The sequence below is a fragment of the Acinetobacter lactucae genome (assembly GCF_013122135.1).
In the GTDB taxonomy this organism is placed as follows: domain Bacteria; phylum Pseudomonadota; class Gammaproteobacteria; order Pseudomonadales; family Moraxellaceae; genus Acinetobacter; species Acinetobacter lactucae.
This window is the reverse complement of the sequence record NZ_CP053391.1, coordinates 1,320,949-1,347,904: the sequence shown is the minus strand read 5'-3', so window position 1 is coordinate 1,347,904 and position 26,956 is coordinate 1,320,949. Positions and strand designations below refer to the sequence as shown.

Sequence of the window (26,956 nt, the reverse complement as noted above, 5' to 3'; positions counted from 1 at the left end):
TCAAATAATTATGGTGGCAGAACGAGAGAAGGTTGACAGACTGGTTAGACGCCAGCACACCCGAAAGTGTCCCTCTCCCGTCCTACCTCTACGGGAGGAGACGAGGAGCTTACACACAGAACTATTCCTCAGATGAAATAATTCTGATGCGGTCTAAATCAGCCTGTCAAAGCCGGCTGGCAATGTAGGCCAGCAGGCAAAGGATAGTGCCCAACCCTATTACAGTCAAGCACACAAAATGACATCTGTTTTAAAATAGATCATTAAAAAGTAAGGATAAATAATTAAAATCTATTGTTAAATTGAGTTATAAAACAGATATTTTCCAGTTCGTTTAAAACTGTAGATAAACAACCAAGCTTTAAAACGATTTTATCTTCGGTCAATATATTCCAGATAGCCCCTTCCTACTAATGGCTGATCATAGAATTCGCCTTGCCATGCATACGAAGAAACGAAACCAGCAGCCAGTCCAAAACAATATGGAGTGTCTACATGTGCTGAAATATCTAAAACTTTTTGATTGTTGTGATACGCAACCCAGCGAAAAGTATTTGGTACATTCATTGAAAAATTATCAGGAGTAATTTGTGGCTCCTCTTGAAGACTCGTTACTTCAAAAAGGGTATCTCCGTTGTATTGAATTGACGTTCCATCTATATGACGGTAGTAAACAGAAGTCATAATCGGTTGATCTTCATAGCAAATAAAAGCTAACAACAACTGCTGTTCATGATCAATATTGATGACTTGATAGCTAAAAACTTTCACAGGGAATTGTATATTTTCAACTAACCATTTGTTCTTTAGCATTGAGGTTGCTATAGCTTTCCAAGACTCCAACGTGCAAAGTCCTTGAACTGTCTCACTATTCCCCTTCTGTTTGATATGACCTTCATACTGCATGAGCACACTAAAGTGCTTATAAAAGTCACTGTAGGCAAACCATGAAATAGCTTTTGTAGGTTTTAAATAAAGTTCTAACTCCAAGTCTTCTCTTTTGGTAATTAATATAAATCCATCACCGTCCTCATGCAGGACAGTTTGATTATCAAAATTAATCCCAAAAGGAGTTTGGCTAAACTTAATATCATTTTTAATAGAAAATGTTCTGTAGGCTTCAGATGTTGTTGATAAAGCCGTTCCATGTACCAACGAAGCTGTATCACCTTTCCCATCTTTAGACATTTGATAGTTAGTGTCTGTAATCGTAAATCCGACATAACCTAGAACGGAAGCCCAAGATAAGTATCGAAATGGCTCAGGTAAGTCAGGTATCATCACCCCGTAATGTGTACTACCAAAACGTTTATAAAGCGTATGAGGACTGAGTTCAAACTCTTTTGGCAATGTTGGCTGCCGCTCAGATGTAACAGCTCCCAACAATGAGCCAGAAATCTTTGCAACTTTTTGATTGGCTTTATCCTTAAAACTCTTTGGTAATCTATGGCTTGAGATCAGCATTGTTTTAAAATCCTTTATTTTAATTTGCTTAAAACAGAGTTCCATATTAGAACCTGATTATTTGCAATTGAATGTTAATAAAGGACATCTTGATCTAAGCAAATGACAATTTTTATTAAAGAAAATATTTTCGCCACATGACGTCTAGACGTCTAAAGAATAAAAAAATTAAATAGAAGGCATTAAAACAAAAAAGCCAACTCTTTCGAATTAGCCCTAATTACCTCACGACCACGTCTGTGAAAATTGCTTTTGATTTTATTATTCGCAACAATCTTCATCAATTTTTGTTATGAGTTTAAATTAGCCTTTCTTTATGACAATTCAATTAAAAAAATTCCAGAATCTGCTCAAAAACAAACTTGATACATAAAAGATATTTTTTCGAGAAGTCGATCACAATTTAAAGAGGTGGTTATTATAAACACCTACACAGCGCAAGGTTTAAATCTACTATGCTTGAGTTATCTAATTGTTAAGTATGTATGATGGAACAGCAAACTTTATTACAAGAACTGAATTCACTCATTGAATACTACTCAAAAAGAACCGATTGCCCACCTACTCGAATCCGCATCGGCTATAGGGCTTATGCAAAATTGATGCAGTGCCCGCCTTTTGCTGATGAAGTAATGAACTCAGCCCTAGATCCAAATAAGCGAAAATATAAGAAGTTAAAAATTAAAATTACCAAAGATGATCATCAATTAGAACTAGAATAAGTTTATAAGATTTTAAATTAGCAAAGTTTCAACTCTACTTGTTCGAATTCTTTGGGGTAGAAACTCAGTTAAAGGCACAGCCTTAGAACACTTATAGTCATTCTGTAAAAGCTCTTCTAAACAGAACTTTTACAGATATTTTTATACTAATTAACGCTCTCGTTATCTGAGGCATCTTCTTTATTTAAAATCCGCCCTTCTTGTTTCGGACGAATTAACGGTGCAGTTGGTCTTGGATGATGAGCATGTGTATATTGCATACCAACTCCAGCATATACATCGTCTGCCGCAATTTCAGTTTCAAATCGCTCATTATCAAGATCTCGAATTTCCTCGCTAATTCTTACGACTTCGTCTTCATCTACACCCAGTTCTTGTAAAATCACTTCACCAAACTTAATCGCAGACTCAAACGTTTCACGGATCATAAAGTCTACTTTTTGTTTGACTAAATGCAATGAATGCTCACGGTCATATGAACGCACTAATAATTTCGCTAAAGGAAATTCATGGGTAACAAGTTCAACAATTCGATTGGTCGTTTCCTTACTGTCTACACACACCACAATCGCTTGGGCTGTTGCTGCACCCGAAGTATGTAAAATATCTAAGCGGCAACCGTCGCCATAATAAATTTTAAAACCAAATTTTTCTGCGTTTTGAATCATGTCAATATTATTATCAATAATGGTGACATCTACGCCTCTTGCCAATAAGAGTTGACTAGTGACCTGCCCAAAGCGTCCAAATCCAATCATTAAAACGCTACCGCTTAAACCATCGGCAACATTTACGTTTTCTAGTGAAACATTGGCTTTAGTTTGAGTAAAACGTTTAAAAATAATACCTACAATTGGCGTCAACACCATTGAAAGTACAACAATAGCGGTGAGGTTAGATTTAACAGTACTATCGATGACTTGTGCACTGAGGGCGGCAGAGAAAAGTACAAAGGCAAACTCGCCTCCTTGAGCCATAAGTAATGCGCGGTCCAATGCTTCCGTGTGTGGACTTTTAGTTATTCGGGCCACTATATAAATCATGAGCGCTTTGACAAACATTAGAGCAATTACCCCACTCACAATGAGCTGCCAGTTTTGAGCGACAACTGATAAATCCAATGACATACCCACGCCAAGGAAGAATAGGCCTAACAAGATTCCTCGGAATGGTTCAATATCCGCTTCAATTTGATGTCTAAATGTTGATTCAGATAAAAGTACACCCGCTAAGAAAGCCCCCATCGCCATGGACAAACCGCTGACTTGCATGAGTAATGCTGCGCCCAACACCACCAATAATGCGGCGGCAGTCATGACTTCTCGGGCTTTGGCAGCAGCCAAGAGTCTAAATAACGGGTTAAGTAACCAATACCCTGCCGCAATAAGACCTGCGATTGCGACTAAACCAACTCCTATGTTTTGTAGACGTACCGATGTGCTTTCGACCACATGATTCGGTGCCATAAAAGCAACAATAGCCAGCAATGGCACAATTAATAAATCTTCAAATAGTAAGATGGCTACAATCTTTTGCCCACGTGGCTGAGTCAAATCGCCGCGGTCACCCAACAACTGCATCACAATCGCAGTCGAAGTTAGTACGAACCCTGCTGCCCCAATAAATGCCACTTGCCACGTAAACCCAAATAATAGCCCTACACCAGTCAAAACCAGTGCACAAATAATGATCTGTAGCGTACCAAGGCCAAAAATTTCGCGTCTAAGACTCCACAAATGTGAGGGTTGCATTTCTAAACCAATCACAAAGAGGTACATCACAATTCCTAACTCGGCAATATGCAAAATTGCAACAGAATCTTGAAAAAAAGCAAAACCGAATGGGCCAATAATTAGACCCGCAATTAAATAACCTAATACTGAACCTAAACCAATACGTTTAAAAATAGGGACTGCAATGACAGCCGCTGCCAATAAAACCACGGGGGCAACCAAGCTAATTGAATGTGCTTCTGAGCTCATACATTTCTCATTTTATTTATCTGCGAATTATTCTAAGTGAAACTTGGTGTAAGGGCGATTACTAGTTTTGAGAAAAAGTATCCTAAAAATAAAATGGCTTAAATCATCCGAAAATAAAAATTGAGCCTAGAGATACAAATCAAATATTCATAGACAAACACCCATAAAAAAAGCCCTTACGGGCTTTTTTTTAATTAAGCAATAAATTTCAACATGAGCTGAATAACCGTTGCATTAATTAAGTCGACAAAGAATGCCCCACAAAGTGGAACAATCAAAAAGGCCTTATGCGATGGACCATACATGTTGGTAATGGCTTGCATGTTTGCAACGGCGGTTGGTGTCGCCCCCATACCGAAACCACAATGACCTGCTGATAACACTGCTGCATCATAGTTTTTGCCCATAACACGGAATGTCACAAATGCTGCATATAGCGCCATCGTAATCGTTTGAGCACCCAAAATTACAACTAATGGGCCAGCTAAGTCGGCAAGTTGCCAAAGCTTTAATGAAAGCAATGCCATTGCTAGATAGAGTGACAACGACGCATTACCAAATACATCAATCGCACGGTCGAAAATATCAATTTTCAACACGCTCTCTAAAATATTTCTTAAGATAACACCGCCACCGAGCGCCCAAACGAAAGTTGGTAACTCAAACCATGTTCCCTTACTAAAGCCAGTCATAAATTCAGCAAATGCTAAACAGGCTGCAAACATACCCAGTGTAGTAATTGCATTATCGGCAGTAATTAAACGAACTTGATGCGGGTTTTCAAACGGAGCAAGGTCATCTGAATTTTGTTCAAGATGCGTATCACGATTTTGAATTTCAGCATTGGTTTTTGCTTGAGCAAGGCCATAACGGTTGATGAGTAATTTGGCTAAAGGACCACCAATCACACCACCAATAATCAAACCAAAAGTCGCACTCGCCATGCCTAATGCTAAAGCACCTTGAATACCATGTTGGGTTTCTAAAATTTCACCCCATGCACCAGCTGTACCATGACCACCTGTTAAAGTAATTGAACCCGCAATTAAACCAATAAGTGGATCAAGACCGAGTAAAGTCGCAAGACTCATACCTACAGCATTTTGCACAACAATAAATGAAGCTACACAAACCAAGAAGATGACTAAAGCCATACCACCTTCTTTAAGCTTCATAAAATTGGCACTTAAACCAATTGAAGCGAAGAAAACGAGCATAAAGCTGGTTTGTAATTCACTACTAAAAACAATGCTGTACCCCCACAAAGTGTGGATGAGTAAAGAAACTATGGCTGCCACCAAACCACCGGCTACAGGTTCGGGAATATTGTAGCGTTTTAAAAAATCAATACGATTAACAAGAAAGCGGCCTAATAACAAGACGATAACCGCCGAAATTAGTGTATAAAAACCATTAAAAACAAATTCCATATATACTACTTTCTGATTACATTCCTAACGGATTGTAAAATAATTATATTTTATTTTTTATTATTTAAAAAAAACACAAACAAACTTTACAAAATCCCTCTTTATTTAAGAATATTTAAATAAATCAAAATATTATTTTGAGTATTGGGTAAAAATCATGATGCATTCTCTCCCAAACTTCTTATATTGATTCAATAATTTTTTGCATAACGTTCTCTCACTTGATCCAGCAAAGCCTGCAAAGTAACCCCTTCTTTAGCCAACTGGCGCTGTAAGTCCTTCTGATTAAACATAAACTACTTCACTTCAATTTGATAAGTTTTTTCACTTCATTAAATTTAGTTATCGATATCCTAATAAGCCCTTATTCAGTTGATTAAACTGTTCTTCTAAAAAATCCAATAACCGTTTAATGGCAGGCAATAATCCTTTTCTTGAAGCATAAGCTGCGTGGACAATACCGCTTGTAGGTTTCCATTCAGGTAAAACCACAATCAGTTCTTTACGCAAAAGATATTCGTGAGCCATCATGATCGGCAAAGGAGCAATACCTAAACCATGAATAACGGCCTGCAACACCCCAGTCATGTCATTCACAATTAAATCAGGGTCATGCTGGAAGTGAGTTGTTCCATGCTCCTGATGGTGAAGTACCCACACACTTTGTTGTTCTGCATTACCAAGCCCAATGGTTCTGAACTGATGCAATTCATCTAAAGTTTGAGGTATGGGCTGCTTAGACAAAACTCGAGGGTGTGCAACTAAACACTGATCACTGGTCACAAATTTTTTCATTACCAAACCACTATCTTTGAGTGGCGGATAGCGAACACGAAAAGCAATATCGATTCCTTCATTTAAAACATCGACATTTCGATTGGTCACATCAATATAGATTTTTATTTTTGGGAATTGCAGCATAAATTTAGTCAGAAACTCACCCATGTGATGATGCAATAAGGCAGGTGGACAAGACACTCGAATCGTTCCACGCGGTTCTGACTGATTTAAATCAATAAATTCTTGGGCATTTTCAGCATCAATTAAAATGGCGTGACAATATTGATAATATTGTTGGCCGAGTTCTGTGACGCTAAATTGTCTGGTAGAACGATGTAATAATCGCACACCCAGCCTTTCTTCTAAAAGTGCAACTCTTCGGCTAAGTTTAGATTTTGGAATATCCAGTGCCCTAGCTGCAGCAGAATAACCACCATATTCAACAATCTTCGCAAAGTAATATAGATCGTTTAAATCCTGCATTTCCTACCTCTTGTTGTTCAAATAATAGAACACTGAAATCAAATTTCGGCAGCTTCTAGGCTCATATTTTCGTTATATCTTAATTAAACAAGAAGTGAATAACTATACAAAAGCAGTTATCCCCCTGTTTTATTTAGTCATCCTTCCAACTTTAAATTTATCGAAATAAAGTGGAGCATAAAATGAGTACACCAGCAAATTTTAACGGTCAAGCACCCGTAATCGACCCAAACAATGTCGCGATGTTACTAATCGACCATCAAAGTGGCTTATTTCAAACGGTAAAAGATCTTACAATTCCTGAGTTACGTGCAAATGTAGTTACACTGGCTAAAGTTGCAACGCTATGTAATGTGCCAGTGATTACCACTGCTTCTGTTCCTCAAGGTCCAAATGGTCCCTTAATTCCAGAAATTCACCAATTTGCTCCTCATGCACAATATGTTGCCCGTAAAGGTCAAATTAATGCTTGGGATAACCCCGACTTTGTTGAGGCAGTCAAAGCAACAGGTAAAAAACAACTCATTATTGCAGGTACAATTACCAGCGTATGTATGGCTTTCCCAAGTATCAGTGCTGTTGCTGAAGGTTTCCAAGTCTTTGCGGTGATTGATGCATCTGGAACATATTCAAAAATGGCCCAAGAAATTACATTAGCTCGAGTTGTACAAGCTGGTGTGGTGCCAATTGATACAGCGGGTGTTTGTTCAGAGCTGCAAAAAACTTGGCATCGTAGTGATGCGGCAGATTTTGCAGCAGCCTATAGTGCAATTTTCCCACCATACCAAATGCTCATCGAAAGCTATCAAAAAGCACAAGACGTTATTAAAAACAATGAAATGCTAGATTCTGAAAGAACCTAATTCATCAGTTTTTTCAGCTTAAATGTCCAATCTACTAGGGTTGGACATTTAAAATTAAATGTATACATAATCAAGTTATGAACTAAATCCAAGCTGTGTTTTCTTATTTAAGAATAATTCTTTTTGATACCTTTAAAGCAAAATCCTGTCTTTTAGGTCACTGAACTCATCTTTCATTCCATTTACTATCCGTAAGAGACCAGCTCGTCACTGCTCTGGGCAACATCTTTATAGGTTTTATATTCAATGAGTTTATTGCTTAAAGTTCGTCAGAACGTTCCACAGCTACAATCTATTAAAAAATCTCTTCAGACACGTGCTGGTCAAAAAATACCTCACATGCTGATCAATGCATCAGATCTCTTTTTCCGAGGTCCTCAAATTGCCCTGTCAGGAAAAACACCTTTTGATGTAATTTACAAGCATGAAATTATTAGCTTACGCCATTATAGAAATGAGACTGATACGGCCACACCTAAACACCGCGTACCGTTAGTGATCGTTCCACCGCTAGCAGTGAACATGCTCATTTATGATTTGTTTCCTACTCGCAGTTTTGTGCGCTTCTTTCTAGCACAGGGTTTTGATGTCTATCTAATTGACTGGGGTATACCAACCCGACACCAAGCAAAATATAACTTCGGCACCTACATTAAAGTTTTTATGCCAGAAATGTTAAAGCAAGTTCGCCTGCACAGTGGTCAGCAACAGCTTTCTTTACATGGTTGGAGTTTAGGTGGCGCACTTTCGCTCTGCTATACCGCATTATTTAAAGATAAAGATATTAAAAATCTAATTATTCTTGCTTCCCCTATCGATACACATAAAGCAGGTTACATGGGGAAACTCTATGGCAGTCTTACCAAACCCGCCGAATGGGTTCGTAAACATACACCGTTTCGTATTCGCCATCATGTACCAAGTGAAGCATTTCATATTCATGGCTGGCAAAACACGCTTGGTTTTAAATTAACAGACCCGATTGGAAATTTGAAAACATATTGGGAACTTTTTAAAAATCTGGATAATAGAGAATTTATTGTCGACCATGCAACCTCTAGTTCATTTATCGATAATATGCTGGCCTATCCGGGTGGAGTCATGCGCGACATTATCCTCCGCTTCTGGATTGATAACGAACTGTCGAAAGGTGTAATTAAATTTGGTGAGCTTACAGCCTATCTAAAAGATATTGAATGTTCGGTACTCGCAGTGGGTGGCAGCACAGATATTATTGTGACCGCTGATGCTGTTAAGCCACTTATGGATTTAATTAGTAGCCAAGACAAAACCTTTAAAGTCGTACCCGGTGGGCATATGGGTGTAGTTTCTGGTAGCCAAGCACCGACTACAGTTTGGCCAGAAGTGAGTCAATGGTTAGTTGAGCGCTCAGGTTAATCCATTAAAATATTAGCGAAAACCATTCTAATCAACCTTAGGCTGGTTTTAATTGCCACTAAATTTTTAAAGTTTTGCACAAATCTTCTAGAACTGCATTGATCTCTTTTGTAACGTTCTAGAGGCTAAAGTTAAAAATTTATGGGTCAAAGATTATGAGTAACTGGGTGGATATTTCAAAAGATACCAATACAGGTATTGAGACAATCCGCGCCCATTTTACCGGTCATGCTTATGATCCACATTGGCATTCAAGTTATTTAATTGGTGTAACTGAATCTGGCGTTCAACAATTTCATTGTCGTAAAAAGCAAATCAATAGTCATGCTGGACAGGTTTTTATGCTTGAGCCAGAAGAAATTCATGATGGGCATGCACCTGCATCTGATGGATTTACCTATCAAATGCTTTATCTACATCCAGAATGGTTAAAACAACGCATTCAGGGCTTGTTTCATAACAGCCCCGATCACTACGAGTTAGTTATTGATGCACCATTAAAGTCCGATGAACAACTCGCAATCATCACTTCACAAGCATTTCGACATTTGCATTATAAAGAAATGAATATTGTAAAAGACAATAGTTTAGATGTACTCATACAATATATCTCCCAAGGAAAGTGGTTAAAAAGAGCTCAGCAATCATCATCTATACATGTCCCTCGAGTCGCCCATCAAATCCGAGATATTCTGTATGACCATTTATTTGAGGATATTGGATTAGAAGATATATCCCATATGATGGGATTAGACCGATATCATATTCATCGTATTTTTAAAGCAAGCTTTCACTTAGCTCCCCCACCAATACCTCATTCAACTCAGACTAGCTCGAGCAAGAGAGTTACTTGCTAGAAGTATCTCGCCTGCACAAGTTGCTTCTGACTTATGTTTTTCTGATCAGAGCCATTTAAGTCGTTGGTTTAAACGTTGTTATGGATTAACACCAGCAGCCTATAGAAAAATCTGCACAAATCTTCAAGATTAAAGGTCCAAAGTATTTCATCTTATACCTCCTTTTTACTCGAGCCGATAAGATGGAAAATCTCACTGCATTTTCGTTATTTGCTATTGTGGCCTCAATTACCCCTGGCCCAACAAACTTTTTAATTTTAAGTTTAAGCAGTCATCATAAAATTTCCAAAACACTTCCTGTCATTTTTGGTTCTTGTATTGGCGCATCTTTACTTGTGTTAGTTGTTGGAGTAGGTCTAGGTACGACCATTCTTGCATACCCCCTAATTCAAAAAATAATGACATGGAGTGGTTTAATCTGGCTCACTTTACTAGCATGGAAATTATATAACTACAATCCTGTTATTTCTTTAAAACCCAATGAAGAACAACCATCCATTGGCTTTATTGCCGCTTTTTTAATGCAAGCAATTAATCCTAAAACATGGATGATGGCTTTTGCCGTAATTAGTGTATACACCGAACATGGTCAGGACATCATATTGAATGTTTCCATTTTGTCCTTTATTTTTTTACTTGTAGCATTTCCTTGCCTCTATATATGGGCTTTAATAGGCAGTTTAAGCAATCGATTACTTTCAAAACCAAAGCATGTGAACATGTTTAATAAATTGATGGCATTGATGCTATTAATCTCTATCTGGTGGCCAATTCTATCTATATCTTAATTATCAAAATTTAATAAAAAATAGATAAGGAAGTCTTTTTTAATCAATATATTTTAAGTATATAGCCTTAAATTATTAATTAAAAAAATCTAATAATTATATTTCTATCAACTCTTTTTTAATAAGAAGATTTCAAAATTTCAATTTTTTATATAAAAAAACACACCCTCCTAATTGGATGTTACTTTTTGTTATTTATGTAAAGCTCAATCCAATATTAATTTTAAACAAATATATGAAATATATAATTTTAAACCTAAGGCAACTTTGTAAAATTTGTATATTTTTTAATCAAATGTAGGTAATTTCTCACAATTATGTAAGCCAAAACTTACAGCACAACTCATTGTTTTTCTTATAATTAATTTCAGTACATATAAGCACTCTTTACTATTAAATAGAAAGCTTAATATTAATAAAGAGATCTGGAGAAAATGATAAAGTCATCTTTATTAATAGAAAAACTCTTAATAATAGAAAAAGAATCTCAAAAATTAATATGTACTATCTTTCCTCTGGAAACAGAGGAAAGATTCCTTTTTAATCATCAGATAGGGTATAGAAAATGTTTATTGCAAAAAATATATTTGTATATTTACTATCAATGTTAGCTTTATGCTTACTGATTATTTTTTTTAACTATCTCGGAATGAACGAGACGATTAATCTTCTTCTCTCTTCCGCGCTTTTTGGGATATTTATTACCTGGTACTACAAAGGTAGTGGACTATGCCTTGCTTTATTTAGTTTTTTTTATTGGGCAATGTTCGTCATTAGTCAAAGCTTAGAAGTGATATGGATGCTCGCAACTTCAGTAATCGTATACCTAGTGATGACTAAAATACTACCTAAACTTAAGACCATCCATATCGGTGTAATAGCCAAATAGCTAGAATGGGTTCACTCCCCGATTCACCATACCCACTTTCTTAGCTGTCTTAATTTTAGTTTGCTCAGCAATAACCAATTCATTGATGAAAGCTTTTAAATTTTGCTCATCGAGACGAATCGGATTAAAAGTACTTTCTCCCATTTTTAGAAAGAAAGATTCAATATTAGTATTACGTTGTACATATTTCATTGACCATCTTTGAAAAGAGTTTTGTTCAATGGAATATGTACACAACCATTTAACATTATGATGTCTTTCATCATTTGCAATTTTTTCAAATAATCTTTCCACCACCTCCTGCTCACCTTCTAAACATTGAAAGAAAGCATTATCGGCATAATAGAGCACTCCACAGATCTGATTCAAATCATTGAAATCTCTAGCTTCTGTCAAAATATCACGTAAATCTTGCAATAAATCTTCATTTTTTTCGTTTCGTTGACTGGCGTAGCACAGGCGAACGTTCATTAGCAATTCCGTGAAATATAAAATTTCTTCATTTAAAGATTTTTTAATCTAACATACATTTCTTACTAATAATTTATATTTCACACATATTCTAAAGTTTAAGTTAAAAATATGTTCGACTATTAACTATAAAAGCTTAATAACTAATGATTTATATTAACAAGAAAATAAAAAGCCCTCCTATTGAGGGCTTTTAAAGCTCTAAAAGAACTATAAATTTCTTTAAAAGCTAAAATAAAAAAAAGCACTAAAAAGTGCTTTTTTTGTTTGCTGAATATTATTGTGGAATAATATTTACAGCATTTGGGCCTTTTTGCCCTTGAGTAACAGTAAACGTTACACGTTGACCTTCGTGCAAAGTTTTGAAACCTGAACCAGAAATTTCTTTGAAGTGAGCAAACACATCTGGACCATTATCTTGTTGAATGAAACCGAAACCTTTAGTTTCGTTAAACCACTTTACTGTACCACTTACTGTATTAGACATGATATATCCTACTGATTTCTAATATTTTAGAATCATTAAACAAATAATGACCCTATCATAACTTTGAAAAAAGAATAACAAATTGAGCTTAATATCTTAAAAAACGAAGGATTATGACTAAAACTACGATACTTAAAAGAAGATTTACTAACAAGACTTTTTTCTAGTTAACTAAATCATACAGGAAATAAATTTGTATTCAAGGCTTTTATTTAAATAATTTCCAAAAAGTGAGTTAAATAAATATAAAACAATAGCTTAAAAAAATATTAAGAAATTCAAGATATTGCTTGATTAAAGAATAATCTATCATTCAATAAAATATTGTAAAACAAAAAAGATTGAAATATTTATTTATAAAATTGTTTAAACCACAATAAAAAGTTATTTTTAAAAACTATAGATAATAAAAAACTCCTAAATAGGAGCTTCATCTTTTATTAAATGGCAGAGGATCAAGGACTCGAACCTTGACGAACGGTTTTGGAGACCGTCATGCTACCATTACATCAATCCTCTATATTCATGACTAAACCCATTAGATTTAATCATAAAAAAAGCAAGATCATTGTCTTGCTTCTTTCAATGGTGGGGGCGAAGAGACTCGAACTCTTACACCTTGCGGCGCTGGAACCTAAATCCAGTGCGTCTACCAATTTCGCCACGCCCCCATCTGGGACATTTATTTAAAATAAATGTGGCAGAGGATCAAGGACTCGAACCTTGACGAACGGTTTTGGAGACCGTCATGCTACCATTACACCAATCCTCTTCCAAGATCTAGATGACTTAACATCTACATCGAACTTTAAGCTTTTAACTTAAAGTGGTGGGGGCGAAGAGACTCGAACTCTTACACCTTGCGGCGCTGGAACCTAAATCCAGTGCGTCTACCAATTTCGCCACGCCCCCGATGGCTGTGTATATTAGCGATAAGATCTAACAGTGACAAGTGTTTTTTTTCTAAAAAAAACTAACCGTGTAAATTGTATACAGATACTAGATCAATGATTTTTATCAATTTGAATCTGCTTTAAGCAATTTATTGCTTCATCGGCATTTGAAAACCGATTTTGATGCTGTTTTTGTAATAAACCTGTGAGCAATGGATAAAAATTGAGGAACTGCGGAGGCAATCGAATGCTTAAATTTTGGCAATGTAGTATTGCCCATTCGAGATAACTGGTTGCTTCTAAACGAGTTTGGGTTAACCATTCATATAAAACGATACCCAATGCATATAAATCGCTTTGTATGCTCTTATACCCTCCTCGAAATAGTTCAGGAGCCATATAACGAGGTGTTGCATCTATGCTTGAATCTTGACTTGAGATGGGCCTCGTTTTCTCAAAATCAATCAAATAAGGCTTTTGCTGAAACTTTCTAAAATGTTCTGCCTTAATATCTCCATGAATCCAGCCAAATTCATGCAGTTCAGCAAGTTTGTTTATTGCTAACCAAATCTTAAGATATACATCGGTTAAATCAGTTTCATCATTCAATACACCAAACCACATATCACTATCAGGTAAAATCAGAACTTTACCTAAAGACTGGTCTAACTGAGGAATTGAACCGACCTCGATCAGTTTATAAGGTAAGAGCCATGGAGATTTTTTAAGATTAATTTCTTCGTAAAATAATTGCTCATGCAAGAAATCTTGCTCGCTTTGAGCATAAGTTTCAGGCAAATGATATTTTAACCAGTAATTCTTGGCGTCTATGGAACATGTCCATAGACGCCGTCCTAACGCCGCACTTACTGGTTTTGTCACACAGGTTAAGTTTTCTATTTGAGAAGCAAAATCATGCTTCAGCATAATAAGACTCAGGCTGTTGTTTCTTTTCTTCAAAACGCAAAACTTCTAGACAATGCTGAATCGTCTTGCCAATACGAGCATGTGTCTCAATTGAAGAAATTTTTGGCCAAGTCGCGCGCTCCCCTTCTCTTTGCAAACGTTTAAACAAATGTGGACGGGGGTTTTGTAGTGTATAGGCATAATGGCTTAGGCTATATTTGGCAATAATATTTACATCCCCATAATAACGCTGCCCCATTACGCCATATCCATGATCTAACAATCTTCTGACTGGAGAAATAGACCCAAGTCGTTGACGCGTAAAATCCATCATGCCCATTGATAACACTTTACCTTGGCGTCTTAGAATTCTTTCAGGCCAACTTAATACGTCTTTACGAAAGCGGTCCGCATCACTTTGCATAAATGGAACAATATGTGGGTTAACCTGACTCGCAATCGTGTAGTTTAAATTATAAAGCCGTGCCATTCTTTCTTGAGGGAAATCGCTTCTTACGCTTCCATCTACCCATTTTGTATTTGCCATATACGGCGTATGTTCACCATCATAACGTTTACTGGTTAGACGTACTGGCGGGAATAAAATTGGCACCGCACACGAAGCCAATACCGCACTCCAGACCAAAACATTTGGCGTCATAATGGCATTCATAATTCTTGGATTTTCTGTAGCATCATACGGCGCCACAGCAACATTAATGTTCAAACCTGATTTTTTAAAAGCCTCTTCAAACGTAAGATCGCCTAAATTTTCAATAAGGAATTTTTTTAAATAATGAACATCGGCAATTCCACCATTGCCTTTAATGAGTTCACGAAGTTTTCTAAAATGAAAAGCATCACTAAAGAATTGTTCGCCATTTAATAAGTTTTGAATATCTTCACTGGCAGAGGTTCCCAGCATGCCTGTCATAATTGCCCCAGCACTTGAGCCAGAGAGCACTTTAGGCATTAAGTCTTGTTCAATTAAAGCTTTACACACACCTGTATGAAAAAGACCTAAAGTCGCTCCACCCGAGAACATTAGTGCAGGTTGACCATATGCCTTTTCACAATTTTCAAAAAACTCAATTTTTTCTTTTCTTTGAAAGGTGATGCATTCACTTGAAGCAATGTAAGCCAAGCTTTGACTAACTTCTTCAATATAGTCTTCAATTAACTTTTTTGTACCCACATGCGTTGCAGCAAAAAGCATCGGGTGTCCAATATTTGCAATATCGTAGGTTAGACCTTCTTTAAGTAAATAGATGAGGTCTAGTGTTCGATGTTGCTGACGATACCTTTTGAGCAAGGTGTAGCGATAAGAAATGAGCTCGGCATCGAAGTAAGGTGAACTATTATCAAACTTCCACTCTTGCACACCTGTTTCTTCATCTAATTTTAATGCAAAAGACTTCCACTCTTCGTAAGATTCAGCCATGTCTAATTGACGTTGTAATTTTTTGATACGGTAAGCCTGATGTGGATTCATATCACTTCGTAATTTTTCAAACATATTTCGTCCTCATCTTCTCAGATGATTTTACTGAATAGACATTGCAACACTATGCTCGGTCTGACCATTTCAATCAATTGCAAAACCGATAAACTGTATAGGCAATAAGTTTTGTCAGCCTGTTAATTTCGGTGTTAGTATCCTAGTAAATTACTGTTTAACATGATTGATTAACCATGGCTACCATTGATTTACCGGATAATTTAGTTCAAACATTATCACTTGTATTAAATCAGCTACAGCAAGTCTTACCTGAACCTCGACAAGAAACAGATTTTACTGCACCTGCTTTTAGATGGGAAAATCAGCAACTTAAAGCCATCTACACACCAAAAAATATTTATCTTGATGACCTAAAAGGCATTGAGCGTCAAAAAGAAAAAATCATTCAAAATACTTTGCAATTTTTAAATGGCCTACCAGCAAACGATGTACTTTTAACTGGGTCACGTGGTACAGGAAAATCATCTATCGTTCGTGCTTTATTAACTGAGTACGCCGCTCAGGGGTTACGTTTAATTGAAATTGAACGTGATGATTTAGCAGACTTACCTAAAATTCAAAAACTCATTCAAAATCGACCTGAAAAATATATCGTCTATTGTGATGATTTAGCTTTTAATGCTGAAGATGAAAATTATCGTAGTTTAAAAAGTGTATTAGATGGTTCATTACAGTCAGGTTCAAGTAATTTTATTATTTATGCAACCAGTAATCGTCGCCACTTGTTACCAGAATTCATGCATGAAAACACACCCGTAACCAAGGTCGATGTTCCTCAATATACTGAACTACATCCACAAGAAGCGATTGAAGAAAAGATTTCTTTGTCAGATCGTTTTGGTCTATGGCTATCTTTTTATCCAATGGATCAAAATCTATATTTAGAAATCGTTGAGCATTATCTTGATAAAGCGAACATGCCTTTTAATGAGGAAGTTCGTGCAGAAAGTCTACGTTGGTGTCAAATGCGGGGGCAGCGCTCTGGTCGAGCTGCTTATCAGTTTTCAAAGCATTGGATTGGTTTAAATGCTTTAAAAGAGTTGTCTAACAATTAAATAAAATGTCCCGCAAAGCCTTAGCTTTGGCCTATAAACCGCTTAGCTTTGGCAGTTGTTTTTCATAACCTAAAATAAAGATAGTCCTTCTTTAGGTTTATATATGAAAAAGCAATTGCCAAAAATTTCTACAGTCAGTAAAGCGCTTGGTAAAAGTTTATTACTTGCACAAGGCGTTTTAGACCAAGCAAAAAAATATTCAACTCTTCCTTTTACTCAAGCTCGTATCATCTGCCCACGAGTTAACGAAAAATATTATAGCTGGTCACATTACGGTATCTTTTTCCCACTTTTACCAGAACCGCATCGTTACCTCAATCTTATGATTTTAATCGGTACACCAGGTGCGCTTGCTTTTGACCATGATGACATCATTACTGGAAATCCTAGAAAAACAGCTACTTTCTTTTCAAGTACAGCCGCTCTTGAGCAAGCTTTACTGAAGGCTTATATCATTCCTGAAGATACAAAAATTAATAAAGACGGAAGCTTACTAGAACTAGGTCAAGAAATTTCAATTCAAGGAAAATTCCCTCAAATTCACATTAATGGACATTATGATGGATTTGATTTTGACTTTGAGATCGATATGACTTCACATGTTTCATGGTTTATAAAAACACCAATCTATGATCATTTTAGTTTATTGGCAAAGTTTAAAGGTTTTTTAAACTATCAAGAAAAACGCATTGAAAGTGAAGGACTTTGTACTTACGAATATGCGCGAGCAGTTGGCCCTCACTCTTTTATAAATAAACTTATTCCTGATGCACATAAACTGCCACTTGATTTTTTTACTTATCAAATCATCAATTTAAACGAGGCCACTCAGCTTCTTCTTACCAAAGCGGATATCGTAGGGCAAACAGCTGCATATACCCTGCATATTAGACATTTGGACCAGCCAGCTGAAATCTACACTGATGTAAGCTTTGATATTATTTCGCATCAAGTTGATGACTTCATTTCACCTACAGGGCAAAAAATGCGGCTTCCAAAATATTTTTCTTGGATCGCTCGAAATGATGCAAAACAAATTATCTTAAACATTCAGGCAGAAATTGACTGCCCATTCCGCTATGGTCATGGGCGAGGTTATGCAAGTAGTTATATGTTTACGGGTAATTATTTTGGTAATGAAGTGCAAGGCCGTGGTTACATCGAATATATTGATATCGAAAATCAACAAGCCTTTGAAGATGAATAATTTTACTCAGGAACAGTAAGTTCAGTCATTGGCCAGCGAGGCGTGGTGGTTACAGCTAAACCATCATGCTGTCCTGCTTTTAAACGCTGATAACCTGCAAAAGCAATCATTGCCCCATTATCAGTACATAAAGCGGGTTCGGCATAATAAACTTGCGCTTTAATTTTCGCCAAAGAAGTTTCCAACTGTTCACGTAATCGTAAATTTGCACTTACGCCGCCTGCAATCACTAAACGTTTAAGTCCAGTTTGTTTTAAAGCTTTTACCGATTTTTTTACTAAAGTATCTACAATTGCTTCTTGGAATGAAGCAGCAATGTCAGCGTCTCGATTTTCACCATTCAATTTTTTCAATTGAACAGAAACGGCTGTTTTTAAACCACTAAAAGAAAAATCTAGGCCTTGATGAAGCATAGGTCTTGGAAATTCAAACGCTAATGGATCACCAGATAATGCAAGTTTTGCGATATTTGGCCCACCTGGATATGGCAGACTCATCATTTTTGCAACTTTATCAAAAGCTTCGCCCGCAGCATCATCAATAGACTCACCCAATAACTCATATTGACCAATAGCGTGAGCTGCCATCAATTGTGTATGTCCACCTGAAACTAACAATGCTACAAACGGAAATTCAGGTGGTTGACTTGAAAGTAATGGTGCCAACATATGCCCTTCCATATGGTGCACACCAATAGCAGGCTTATTTAAAGAAAAAGCTAAAGTTCTGCCAAACAGTGCCCCTGTCATTAAGGCTCCCATTAAGCCAGGACCACGTGTATAAGCAACTGCATCAATCTCTTGTTTTTTTACCCCGCTTTGCTCAAGCAATTGATTCATTAAAGGAATTAATTTACGAACATGGTCGCGTGAAGCAAGTTCAGGTACTACCCCACCATATTCAGCATGAAGTTTAATCTGGCTATAAAGAACCTGTCCCCGTAAGCCGAGTTCGCTATCATAAAGTGCCAACCCTGTTTCATCACAAGAAGTTTCCAAGCCTAAAACAATCATCAAAACTGCCTTTTATATGAGTCAAAATATTGCAATCGCTATTATAGACTTGTGATATGAGTTGTAAATGAGTAAAATACTGACCTTCACTTGTGATCCGGCGCAATAGTGTGCCTGATCTTATCCATAATCTAGAGGATTTTACATGCCACAAGTTAAGTTGAAAGAAGGCGAACCAGTTGACGTAGCTATCCGTCGTTTCAAACGTTCATGCGAAAAAGCTGGTGTTTTGGCTGACGTTCGTAAACGCGAATTCTACGAAAAACCAACTCAAGAACGTAAGCGCAAAAAAGCTGCAGCAGTTAAACGCTACCAAAAGAAATTGGCTCGCGAATCTGTACGTACTACTCGCCTTTACTAATTAATTTGTGATTGACTGCTGAATTATGACTACTTTAAAAAACCAAATTACTGATGCATTAAAAACTTCTATGCGTGCCAAAGATATGGCAACAGTGACGGTTTTGCGTAGTCTACAAGCGGCAATTAAGCAAATCGAAGTCGATGAGCGCAAAGAGCTTGACGACGCTCAGGTTCTTGCGGTCATTGAAAAGCAAATTAAACAACGTAAAGAATCGATCAAAGCCTTTGAAGGTGCTGGTCGTAATGATTTAGCTAGTAAAGAACAAGCCGAAGCTGAGATTATTTCTCAGTTTCTACCAGAAGCTATGACTGAGGAAGAGCTTGATTCTATCATTGAGCAAACGATTGCTGCTCAAGAAGCAACTAGCATGAAAGATATGGGTAAGGTGATGAATTCTCTACGTCCGATCATAGCCGGGCGTGCCGATCCTGCTCAAGTTTCAGCAAAAATTAAAGCTAAATTAGCTTAATCCCCTTCTTCTCTTATATCTTTTTAGTTCAGACTTTCATTTACTTGTAAGTTTTAAAAGATCTGTGTCTGCGAAAATCATAAGATCAAACTAAAAGATCCTAAATTTTCATTCGTCGCTCATCTTGCATTTGTTTCAAACGACTGTCTATTCTAGCCGACATTGCTTGATTATCTTTTGCCAATCGCTGAGCGTGAAGCATTGATTTAATTGCATTTTCTTCACTACCTGACCAATATTCCGCTTCAGCCCGATAGCGTAGAACATTAACCGCTCTTAAAGGTCCGTTCTTATCCAAATTTGCGGCTTGCTGTAAAAATTGCCAACCTTGTATATCTCTTGGATTCTTATTAATAAATCTTTGGACTAGGGTTTGAACTTGCGCAAATTTCCCTTGGCGTAGCAAAACCTCAGCTAACTTATAACTAAAAGCCCTATTTTCAGGCATTGTCATTTGGGTAGCAGCAATCGTGGTATAAGCTTGATCTAGCTTGTTTTGACCCAGATAAATATCTGTCTGCAATAATGTCACAAGAGGCTTTCCACTAGATTTCACTTGATCTAAAGTAGACTGTGCCTGCACATAATCACCTTGCCTTGTATAAAATGCTGCCAAAGCAATCAGGCCAGCAATATTTTTTTGGGACGCTAAACTTTGTAGTTGGTTTTCAGTTGCCTGATTTGCAACCACCATGGTGTACCATTTTAAAATCTCAAAATCAGCATCATATATTCGGTTTTTAACTCTAGGCATCTGGTTTGCACGAAGGCGAGCCTCGCTCATACGTTCAGTCGTCAATGGATGAGTCAGCCAAAAATCCGGTAAAAAGCTCACTCGACTTGTAGCTCTATGCATTGTTTCAAAGTAATCTGCCATACTTTGAGGGTTATAACCTGCCGCATACATATATTGCATGCCGATACGGTCTGCTTCACGCTCTTGATTTCGACTATATGTTAATTGCTTGTCCATCAGTGCAGCTTGCGTACCCAACATTACTGCTGCACCTGCATCACCACCACCCTGTGCAGCTATAGCCACCCCTGCTAAAAGCCCAGCTAGACTTAGCAATGTTTGACCTTTAAAGGCTTCTTCTGAGCGACTAAAATGTCTTTGTGATACATGTGCAACTTCATGCGCCATCACCCCAGCAATTTCATCAATGTTCCGCGCTGAGGCAATAAGTCCAGTATTCAGTGCAAATAATCCACCCGGAACAGCAAATGCATTAATTTGTGGATCTTTAATAACAACTAACCCAATCGGCTGCCCAAGCTGAGTTTCACTTAAAATACCTGAAAATACCTGAAAAAATTGACCTTCCAGCCAAACATCTTGAATAATTGGCATTTGTTTATGAACTTCACGGAAAACTTTTTCACCAATAAACTTTTCTTTTTGTTGATCAAGCAGACCAATCCCACTACCAATATTTGGAATTTCCACCTGATTTGCAGATGGTTGAGAGTCAAAAGGCTGCGCGTACGATACAGTTGCCGTCAAAGTCGTACTTAAAATAATTGGCAAAAATCTCAAAAGTTTTTCTCTATTAAAATTAAACCATCAAAAAAGTCTATTGATATAAAACATAAAAAATTATGTTCGATCAATAGACTTTTACTATAACACTCGAGATAGTTTAGTTTTGCAATGAAGTGTTATTTATCACTTATACAAAATTTGGATTTACCAAATATCTAGGAGTTTTATCTTCTAAGGCTTCAACTAGATTTTTATAAGCAAGGTTTGCCATTTTTTTGCGGGTCTCTGCAGTAGCCGACCCTACGTGAGGCAAAGTAACAGCATTAGGCAATTTAAAAAGCTCTGAATCTTGTAAAGGTTCTTTTTCGTATACATCTAAACCGGCTGCAAAGATTTCCCCGCTTTGTAAGGCCTCAATCAATGCTTGCTCGTCAACTACTGAACCACGCGCAATATTTATAAAAATAGCGTGCTTTTGCATAAGCTCAAATTGAGCTTTCCCCATCAAAGCTTTCGATTCATTATTTAAATCAACTGCGGTTACTACAAAATCAGACTGTTGCAGCAATTCATCCAAACCAAGATATTGTGCTTTTAAAGGCTCTGCCAATTCGGGCTTTTCACGGCGATTATGGTAAACAATATTCATATTAAATCCATAAAAACCACGGCGAGCAATTGCAGCACCGATGTTACCAAGCCCAATAATTCCTAAGGTTTTTCCAAAAACATCTAAACCAAACTGCTGAGGCCCAACAGTTCTTTTCCATTCACCTTGTTTAGTCCACTGGTCAAGAAAAGGAACTTTTCTAGCGGCGCTTAGTAATAATGTAAAAGCAAGATCAGCAGTTGTTTCAGTTAAAACGTGAGGTGTGTTTGATAACCAGATTTTTCTTTGATTTAAATAAGCCACATCATAATTGTCATAGCCTACCGTTACAGATGAAATAATTTTTAGTTTTTGAGCAGGCGCAAGATTACTTTCATTAAGAAGTCGCCCAGCGCCAATCATTCCATCAGCATCTACAACGTGTTGGCGTATTTGCTCATTAATATCACCCAATTTTGGGTTAAGAAGCACAACCTGATAATCCTGGTGTAATCGAGACAAAATTTCTTCATCAATTTGACTAAAAACTACAACTTTTTTCATGTAAATCCCTACTACTCGTTGTTATCTTGCATCAATTGCCATAATCTTTTTTTAAGGAGCGGTTTCTCCAACATCTCTTTTAAACTTGCCAAGTGAATAATATTGGCATGTTGAATATAAGAACATTCACCCAAACACAAAATTTTCTTATCTGCTGCAACAGCATCTAAAAATCCTTGAATATATGAACCTGCACCACGTTGGTCTTGATAGCTAGCCAAAGGGAACGGCCATTTTAGTTCAGCATATTGCCCTATTTTTGCTTTTTGAATGTTACTCCAGAGCTGCTTTTCTTCATCAGCTAAATTGGTAACATCTAAAAAAATGACACATTTTTCAAGTGCAAATGCTTGCAACTCAAATGAAGCAATCGTAACCGCTGAAGCTTGTACCTCAATGCGAGGTGGTACAACAGGCGTAACTTCAACTGAAAGTTGGGCCACAATTTCAGGTTCAACTTTTGGAATTTCGTTGACTTGTGGTTTTGTTGGCTGTTCAAGAACCAGATCATTCTTAGAAGGCAATATAATTGGCTCGCCTTCTTCCGCAGCATGATCTCGCCAGAGGCTTTGAGCATTATTTTTTTGGCACACCTGTGTCTTAGGAATCCATACATCAATTCCCAAAGTTGCCAATATATTTCTTTGCTGCCCAATCATCTGTAAATCAATACCTCTATTCTGTCTACATTCTAACGGGCTTGAGTTTTTTTTTCAGTGTTTTATTTCATTCAGATGTTTTTATAATCGCATATGTCTTTTAAATAATCATTACGCTATTTCTCTTCTGCATTTGATCGACAATTTCTTCTGTCTCAAAGCCAAAACGCCAATAAAGCAATTCAAGCACATCTAGTTCATCTTGCGTGATAATACGGTCGCTCCACAAGCACATTTCTGCAATTGCCAGAATACTTAGACGGTCGCGCAATAGTAAACCAGCAATATCATTTAAAATTTCAGCCAGATCTAATGGCTCATCTGAAATTTCATCATAGATATACATTTCATCAGGGTTGAGCAGTGAACGTAAAATACGCTCACGTACTTCTAACTGATTTGGGCTATTAATTTGCTGAACATGAAGCAATGCATCAATCAAACGAACAATTTGAGGTTTTACTTCTTCAAATGCAGTCGGCAAATGTAGCGGCATCAAATTCAATTCATATTTAACCCGCTCTAATAAAAGTGCATCTAACAACCCAATCTCACCATCTTCTTGAATAATGAGTGCTAACTTAGTTAGAAATTGACGCGCAATACTTGCAGGTATATGTCCAATATTTTTACAAGCATCATGAAATATCTGAATATGAATACGTCCATCCAGATTCAATAATGCATCGATAATGGCATGACTAACAGGCGCATCTTTAGGAATAAATTCTCGATATTGGCGGATCATCAAAATAGCGACCATCACCTCACGTGAACCCGTAGCAGTTTGTAATGCACGTTGAATTAATTCAGGACGCTTTTTATTTCTACGTACATCACTACTCAACGGTTTAATAGCATCATTTAATGCAAAACTAATCGGTGATAGCCTTAATAACGGTAGAGGCTGCGGAGATGACCACGGTATATAAATTTCTTTCTCAGATTCTTCTAAGAAGTGAAATAAACTAAATAACGGACGATTGCGAAGTTTCTTTAAATTTTCTAATTGTAAATCTTGTAGCAAAGTCGGATTTAACTCATAAATACGCTCACGAATACTCGGGTGAATATTCATCCAGCTTTGCGGACTAAGTGAGTTAGCAAAACACATATGTGCGATTGATTCAGAATAAGCGCTATGAATTTGCGAGCCGGAATGGTGAACATAAATACGTAACAAGGTTTGGGTGTTCGCATTATTTTTTAATAGCCGTACTGTTTTTTGGTCATTACGGAATGTACGCCCACTCAAAGTCAAATATTTAATAAAACGAGTAATCAATACACCTAGGCTTCCAGCCAACCAAATGACCCCACCCACTGCAACAAAAACTGTTTCAAATTTATGTTTATAGCCTGGGCTATAACGCTTAAAACCTTGTTTGGCTAATTTACTACCCCATTGACTAAAAGTTGTTAAGCCACTATATAAAATCTTTAATTTAGTATTCTCAACAGCCTCACCCGATAAAATCTGATTAAACTCATGGCCCAATAAACCATATAACTCAAGTTTATCCAGATTTTGCAAAGCACCCCATGTCAGGATAATAACGATATCCTTAGGATGAAAACCTGCCGTAAGTGCATTCACACCGACTTCATCAGGTAAAACATATACAGTCGGTACTTTTAGAGAGAAAGTTTGTGCTAATTGTTCTGTAATTTTTAATGCCGCCAGTTCTTCAGGAGTACTTTCTTCTTTCACCAAACGACGTGCTTTAAGTTGTTTTGCTAAAGAATGCCCACCTTTACGCAAGATATAAAGTTCAGTAACAACCGACCAAACCATAATAAAAAGTAATAGCGCAACGAAGTAAGGACTTAAAGTATGCCACCAAATTGGCTGACTATAATCAAAAAAATGGACGAGTAAACCTAAAATTAAGTTTAAGATAAAAATAGTAAGCAACACGGCAACCAAACACATAGTGATGGACCATGCCATATTTTTATTTTCGATTAGATAGTGGCTTACTTCTTTCAATGTAAATATTCCCAATTACATTGTTAGGTTTCATCATAAAAGAAAAAAGCGGGAAACACCCGCTTTTTTCGGCTATTTCTATTCTTCTTTAATGCCTGTTAAATCTACAGAAGCAGCATCGACATTCACATCAATATAACCATCTTTTTTCTTTTTCGCAGAATCATTACGCTTCTGCTCCAAGTTGTTTAGATAGTTACCGTCAATATCACCTGTTACATAAATTCCATCAAATACTGAGCAATCAAACTCAGTTAAGTCAGGTACTTTGCTAGTACGTACAGCATTTTTCAAGTCTTCCAATTCTTGGAAAACTAAACGATCAGCACCAATAATTTCTTGGATCTCTTCTACACTGCGCTCTGAAGCAATAAGCTCAGCTTTAGCAGGCATATCGATACCGTAAACGTTTGGATACATTACTTTTGGTGCTGCTGACGCAAAGTATACTTTTTTTGCACCAGAATCACGTGCCATTTGAATAATCTCATTACACGTTGTACCACGTACAATAGAGTCATCAACCAATAGAACGTTCTTGCCTTTAAATTCTAGCTCAACAGGGTTTAATTTCTGACGTACAGATTTTTTACGTTGCTGTTGACCCGGCATAATAAAGGTACGGCCGATATAACGGTTTTTCATAAAACCTTCACGGAACTTCACACCTAGAATATTTGCAAGCTCTAAAGCTGAAGTACGGCTCGTATCTGGAATTGGAATAACCACATCAATATCATGGTCCTCACCCCAGTCACGTAAAATTTTATGAGCAAGCTTTTCACCCATTTTTAAACGTGCTTTATAAACTGAAATTCCGTCAATAATTGCATCAGGACGAGCAAAATAAACATATTCAAAAATACACGGGCGGTATTTTGGATTAGCCGCACACTGTTTAGAGAATAATTGACCATTTGCATCAATGAAAATTGCTTCACCTGGCTCAATATCACGCTCAATTTTAAAACCAAGCGCAGTAATAGCAACCGATTCAGAAGCAATGATATATTCCATCTCACCTTGTTCAGTTACACGTGAACCATAAATAAGTGGACGAATACCATTTGGATCACGGAAACCTACTAAACCATGACCAGTAATCATGGCCACGACACCGTATGCACCTTGGCAACGCTCATGCACACGAGAAACGGTGTGAAAAATATCATCAGCTGTAGGGTTTAAAGTGCCTTTTTTCTGCAATTCATGTGCGAATACGTTTAAAAGAACTTCTGAGTCAGAATCTGTATTCATATGACGTAAATCTGTTTTAAACAGGTCATCATGAATTTCTTCTGCATTGGTCAAGTTACCATTATGTGCAAGCGTAATACCGTAAGGTGAGTTCACATAAAATGGTTGTGCTTCAGCACTGCTCGCAGAACCAGCAGTTGGGTAACGTACATGGCCAATACCATAATTACCAAGTAGTGCTCTCATATGACGAGTATGAAAGACATCACGCACCATGCCGTTATCCTTACGCAGGAAAAGACGGCCTTCATGGCAGGTTACTATTCCAGCTGCATCTTGCCCACGATGTTGCAACATCGTTAAAGCATCAAACAACATTTGGTTCACTGGCGATTTACCGGCTATACCAACAACTCCACACATAGCAACCTCGC

The 26,956-nt window shown here is 37.1% G+C and carries 23 protein-coding genes, 4 tRNA genes and 1 pseudogene; 10 read left to right on the top strand and 18 right to left on the bottom strand.

The window, feature by feature from the left end; genetic code table 11:
* Positions 1 to 372 precede the first annotated feature (372 nt).
* The gene (locus HLV59_RS06260; RefSeq protein ID WP_171430585.1) at positions 373 to 1,464 is read right to left on the bottom strand and encodes a DUF6670 family protein; all 1,092 of its coding nucleotides are present in this window, start codon (positions 1,462 to 1,464) and stop codon (positions 373 to 375) included.
* A gap of 488 nt (positions 1,465 to 1,952) precedes the next feature.
* On the opposite strand from HLV59_RS06260, the gene HLV59_RS06255 reads away from it, so the two are divergent.
* Positions 1,953 to 2,186, top strand: a complete 234-nt coding sequence (locus HLV59_RS06255; protein ID WP_025470664.1) for a hypothetical protein — start codon at positions 1,953 to 1,955, stop codon at positions 2,184 to 2,186.
* Between the two features lie 146 nt (positions 2,187 to 2,332).
* Here HLV59_RS06255 and HLV59_RS06250 read toward each other — a convergent pair whose 3' ends face one another.
* The 3 genes from HLV59_RS06250 to HLV59_RS06240 form a co-directional block, all read right to left on the bottom strand.
* Positions 2,333 to 4,168, bottom strand: coding sequence for a monovalent cation:proton antiporter-2 (CPA2) family protein (locus HLV59_RS06250; protein WP_171429549.1), 1,836 nt, complete (start codon positions 4,166 to 4,168; stop codon positions 2,333 to 2,335).
* A 194-nt stretch (positions 4,169 to 4,362) separates the two neighbouring features.
* Positions 4,363 to 5,598: a sodium/glutamate symporter gene (gene gltS / locus HLV59_RS06245; protein ID WP_016145860.1), complete on the bottom strand. Its 1,236-nt coding sequence runs from the start codon at positions 5,596 to 5,598 to the stop codon at positions 4,363 to 4,365.
* A gap of 342 nt (positions 5,599 to 5,940) precedes the next feature.
* A complete protein-coding gene (locus HLV59_RS06240) occupies positions 5,941 to 6,861 on the bottom strand; it encodes a LysR substrate-binding domain-containing protein (RefSeq protein WP_031948875.1) in 921 nt (306 codons plus the stop codon).
* 182 nt (positions 6,862 to 7,043) lie between these two features.
* Here HLV59_RS06240 and HLV59_RS06235 point away from each other — a divergent pair, with 182 nt between their 5' ends.
* The 5 genes and pseudogenes from HLV59_RS06235 (at position 7,044) to HLV59_RS06215 (ending at position 11,656) form a co-directional block, all read left to right on the top strand.
* Entirely contained in the window at positions 7,044 to 7,724 is a 681-nt protein-coding gene (locus tag HLV59_RS06235) for a hydrolase (RefSeq protein ID WP_171429548.1), read from the top strand.
* A 246-nt stretch (positions 7,725 to 7,970) separates the two neighbouring features.
* Entirely contained in the window at positions 7,971 to 9,122 is a 1,152-nt protein-coding gene (locus tag HLV59_RS06230; RefSeq protein ID WP_057106480.1) for an alpha/beta fold hydrolase, read from the top strand.
* Positions 9,123 to 9,277: 155 nt separating this feature from the next.
* Positions 9,278 to 10,112: pseudogene (locus tag HLV59_RS06225) on the top strand (AraC family transcriptional regulator).
* A 49-nt stretch (positions 10,113 to 10,161) separates the two neighbouring features.
* Positions 10,162 to 10,767, top strand: coding sequence for a LysE family translocator (locus HLV59_RS06220; RefSeq protein ID WP_081173236.1), 606 nt, complete (start codon positions 10,162 to 10,164; stop codon positions 10,765 to 10,767).
* 565 nt (positions 10,768 to 11,332) lie between these two features.
* Positions 11,333 to 11,656, top strand: a complete 324-nt coding sequence (locus HLV59_RS06215) for a hypothetical protein (RefSeq protein WP_031948880.1) — start codon at positions 11,333 to 11,335, stop codon at positions 11,654 to 11,656.
* Here the strand turns inward: HLV59_RS06215 and HLV59_RS06210 are convergent, their stop codons facing one another.
* The 8 genes from HLV59_RS06210 to HLV59_RS06175 all read right to left on the bottom strand — a co-directional run bounded on the left by HLV59_RS06210 (position 11,657) and on the right by HLV59_RS06175 (position 15,929).
* Entirely contained in the window at positions 11,657 to 12,127 is a 471-nt protein-coding gene (locus HLV59_RS06210) for an AnBLUF65 family BLUF photoreceptors (protein ID WP_031948881.1), read from the bottom strand.
* Positions 12,128 to 12,404: 277 nt separating this feature from the next.
* Positions 12,405 to 12,614 carry a cold-shock protein gene (locus tag HLV59_RS06205; protein WP_003650775.1) on the bottom strand — a complete coding sequence of 70 codons (210 nt, stop codon included), beginning with the start codon at positions 12,612 to 12,614 and terminating at the stop codon, positions 12,405 to 12,407.
* A gap of 445 nt (positions 12,615 to 13,059) precedes the next feature.
* Positions 13,060 to 13,133: transfer RNA gene (locus HLV59_RS06200), tRNA-Trp, on the bottom strand.
* 67 nt (positions 13,134 to 13,200) lie between these two features.
* Positions 13,201 to 13,285, bottom strand: a tRNA-Leu gene (locus HLV59_RS06195).
* Between the two features lie 27 nt (positions 13,286 to 13,312).
* A tRNA-Trp gene (locus tag HLV59_RS06190) sits at positions 13,313 to 13,386 on the bottom strand.
* 55 nt (positions 13,387 to 13,441) lie between these two features.
* Positions 13,442 to 13,526: transfer RNA gene (locus HLV59_RS06185), tRNA-Leu, on the bottom strand.
* Between the two features lie 92 nt (positions 13,527 to 13,618).
* Positions 13,619 to 14,434: a protein kinase domain-containing protein gene (locus HLV59_RS06180; protein ID WP_171429547.1), complete on the bottom strand. Its 816-nt coding sequence runs from the start codon at positions 14,432 to 14,434 to the stop codon at positions 13,619 to 13,621.
* On the bottom strand, positions 14,421 to 15,929 hold the full coding sequence (locus tag HLV59_RS06175; protein WP_031948883.1) for a DUF3336 domain-containing protein: 1,509 nt from the start codon (positions 15,927 to 15,929) through the stop codon (positions 14,421 to 14,423). Before HLV59_RS06175 ends, HLV59_RS06180 begins: the two co-directional genes overlap by 14 nt.
* Before the next feature lie 176 nt (positions 15,930 to 16,105).
* Between HLV59_RS06175 and HLV59_RS06170 the strand changes: the two genes are divergently transcribed.
* The gene (locus HLV59_RS06170; RefSeq protein ID WP_081173234.1) at positions 16,106 to 16,987 is read left to right on the top strand and encodes an ATP-binding protein; all 882 of its coding nucleotides are present in this window, start codon (positions 16,106 to 16,108) and stop codon (positions 16,985 to 16,987) included.
* A 103-nt stretch (positions 16,988 to 17,090) separates the two neighbouring features.
* On the top strand, positions 17,091 to 18,194 hold the full coding sequence (locus HLV59_RS06165) for a DUF6670 family protein (RefSeq protein ID WP_171429546.1): 1,104 nt from the start codon (positions 17,091 to 17,093) through the stop codon (positions 18,192 to 18,194).
* A 2-nt stretch (positions 18,195 to 18,196) separates the two neighbouring features.
* Here HLV59_RS06165 and tsaD read toward each other — a convergent pair whose 3' ends face one another.
* The gene (gene tsaD, locus HLV59_RS06160; protein ID WP_016145870.1) at positions 18,197 to 19,207 is read right to left on the bottom strand and encodes a tRNA (adenosine(37)-N6)-threonylcarbamoyltransferase complex transferase subunit TsaD; all 1,011 of its coding nucleotides are present in this window, start codon (positions 19,205 to 19,207) and stop codon (positions 18,197 to 18,199) included.
* Positions 19,208 to 19,352: 145 nt separating this feature from the next.
* Between tsaD and rpsU the strand changes: the two genes are divergently transcribed.
* Entirely contained in the window at positions 19,353 to 19,568 is a 216-nt protein-coding gene (gene rpsU / locus HLV59_RS06155) for a 30S ribosomal protein S21 (RefSeq protein ID WP_001136722.1), read from the top strand.
* A 25-nt stretch (positions 19,569 to 19,593) separates the two neighbouring features.
* Entirely contained in the window at positions 19,594 to 20,040 is a 447-nt protein-coding gene (locus HLV59_RS06150; RefSeq protein WP_002115302.1) for a GatB/YqeY domain-containing protein, read from the top strand.
* Positions 20,041 to 20,140: 100 nt separating this feature from the next.
* On the opposite strand, the gene HLV59_RS06145 is transcribed toward HLV59_RS06150, so the two are convergent.
* The 5 genes from HLV59_RS06145 to purF form a co-directional block, all read right to left on the bottom strand.
* Positions 20,141 to 21,568, bottom strand: a complete 1,428-nt coding sequence (locus HLV59_RS06145; RefSeq protein ID WP_081173232.1) for a M48 family metalloprotease — start codon at positions 21,566 to 21,568, stop codon at positions 20,141 to 20,143.
* Positions 21,569 to 21,710: 142 nt separating this feature from the next.
* Positions 21,711 to 22,676, bottom strand: coding sequence for a 2-hydroxyacid dehydrogenase (locus HLV59_RS06140; RefSeq protein ID WP_151747631.1), 966 nt, complete (start codon positions 22,674 to 22,676; stop codon positions 21,711 to 21,713).
* An 11-nt stretch (positions 22,677 to 22,687) separates the two neighbouring features.
* Entirely contained in the window at positions 22,688 to 23,335 is a 648-nt protein-coding gene (locus HLV59_RS06135) for a hypothetical protein (RefSeq protein ID WP_016145873.1), read from the bottom strand.
* A gap of 100 nt (positions 23,336 to 23,435) precedes the next feature.
* On the bottom strand, positions 23,436 to 25,325 hold the full coding sequence (locus tag HLV59_RS06130) for a M48 family metalloprotease (protein WP_031946523.1): 1,890 nt from the start codon (positions 25,323 to 25,325) through the stop codon (positions 23,436 to 23,438).
* Between the two features lie 78 nt (positions 25,326 to 25,403).
* Positions 25,404 to 26,945 carry an amidophosphoribosyltransferase gene (purF, locus tag HLV59_RS06125; RefSeq protein WP_016145875.1) on the bottom strand — a complete coding sequence of 514 codons (1,542 nt, stop codon included), beginning with the start codon at positions 26,943 to 26,945 and terminating at the stop codon, positions 25,404 to 25,406.
* Positions 26,946 to 26,956: the final 11 nt, after the last annotated feature.

Coding starts and splice junctions, on each gene's coding strand:
- HLV59_RS06260 (WP_171430585.1), bottom strand. CDS start 1,464: ATGCTGATCTCAAGCCATAGATTACCAAAGAGTTTTAAGGATAAAGCC.
- HLV59_RS06255 (WP_025470664.1), top strand. CDS start 1,953: ATGGAACAGCAAACTTTATTACAAGAACTGAATTCACTCATTGAATAC.
- HLV59_RS06250 (WP_171429549.1), bottom strand. CDS start 4,168: ATGAGCTCAGAAGCACATTCAATTAGCTTGGTTGCCCCCGTGGTTTTA.
- gltS (WP_016145860.1), bottom strand. CDS start 5,598: ATGGAATTTGTTTTTAATGGTTTTTATACACTAATTTCGGCGGTTATC.
- HLV59_RS06240 (WP_031948875.1), bottom strand. CDS start 6,861: ATGCAGGATTTAAACGATCTATATTACTTTGCGAAGATTGTTGAATAT.
- HLV59_RS06235 (WP_171429548.1), top strand. CDS start 7,044: ATGAGTACACCAGCAAATTTTAACGGTCAAGCACCCGTAATCGACCCA.
- HLV59_RS06230 (WP_057106480.1), top strand. CDS start 7,971: ATGAGTTTATTGCTTAAAGTTCGTCAGAACGTTCCACAGCTACAATCT.
- HLV59_RS06220 (WP_081173236.1), top strand. CDS start 10,162: ATGGAAAATCTCACTGCATTTTCGTTATTTGCTATTGTGGCCTCAATT.
- HLV59_RS06215 (WP_031948880.1), top strand. CDS start 11,333: ATGTTTATTGCAAAAAATATATTTGTATATTTACTATCAATGTTAGCT.
- HLV59_RS06210 (WP_031948881.1), bottom strand. CDS start 12,127: ATGAACGTTCGCCTGTGCTACGCCAGTCAACGAAACGAAAAAAATGAA.
- HLV59_RS06205 (WP_003650775.1), bottom strand. CDS start 12,614: ATGTCTAATACAGTAAGTGGTACAGTAAAGTGGTTTAACGAAACTAAA.
- HLV59_RS06180 (WP_171429547.1), bottom strand. CDS start 14,434: ATGCTGAAGCATGATTTTGCTTCTCAAATAGAAAACTTAACCTGTGTG.
- HLV59_RS06175 (WP_031948883.1), bottom strand. CDS start 15,929: ATGTTTGAAAAATTACGAAGTGATATGAATCCACATCAGGCTTACCGT.
- HLV59_RS06170 (WP_081173234.1), top strand. CDS start 16,106: ATGGCTACCATTGATTTACCGGATAATTTAGTTCAAACATTATCACTT.
- HLV59_RS06165 (WP_171429546.1), top strand. CDS start 17,091: ATGAAAAAGCAATTGCCAAAAATTTCTACAGTCAGTAAAGCGCTTGGT.
- tsaD (WP_016145870.1), bottom strand. CDS start 19,207: ATGATTGTTTTAGGCTTGGAAACTTCTTGTGATGAAACAGGGTTGGCA.
- rpsU (WP_001136722.1), top strand. CDS start 19,353: ATGCCACAAGTTAAGTTGAAAGAAGGCGAACCAGTTGACGTAGCTATC.
- HLV59_RS06150 (WP_002115302.1), top strand. CDS start 19,594: ATGACTACTTTAAAAAACCAAATTACTGATGCATTAAAAACTTCTATG.
- HLV59_RS06140 (WP_151747631.1), bottom strand. CDS start 22,676: ATGAAAAAAGTTGTAGTTTTTAGTCAAATTGATGAAGAAATTTTGTCT.
- HLV59_RS06135 (WP_016145873.1), bottom strand. CDS start 23,335: ATGATTGGGCAGCAAAGAAATATATTGGCAACTTTGGGAATTGATGTA.
- purF (WP_016145875.1), bottom strand. CDS start 26,945: ATGTGTGGAGTTGTTGGTATAGCCGGTAAATCGCCAGTGAACCAAATG.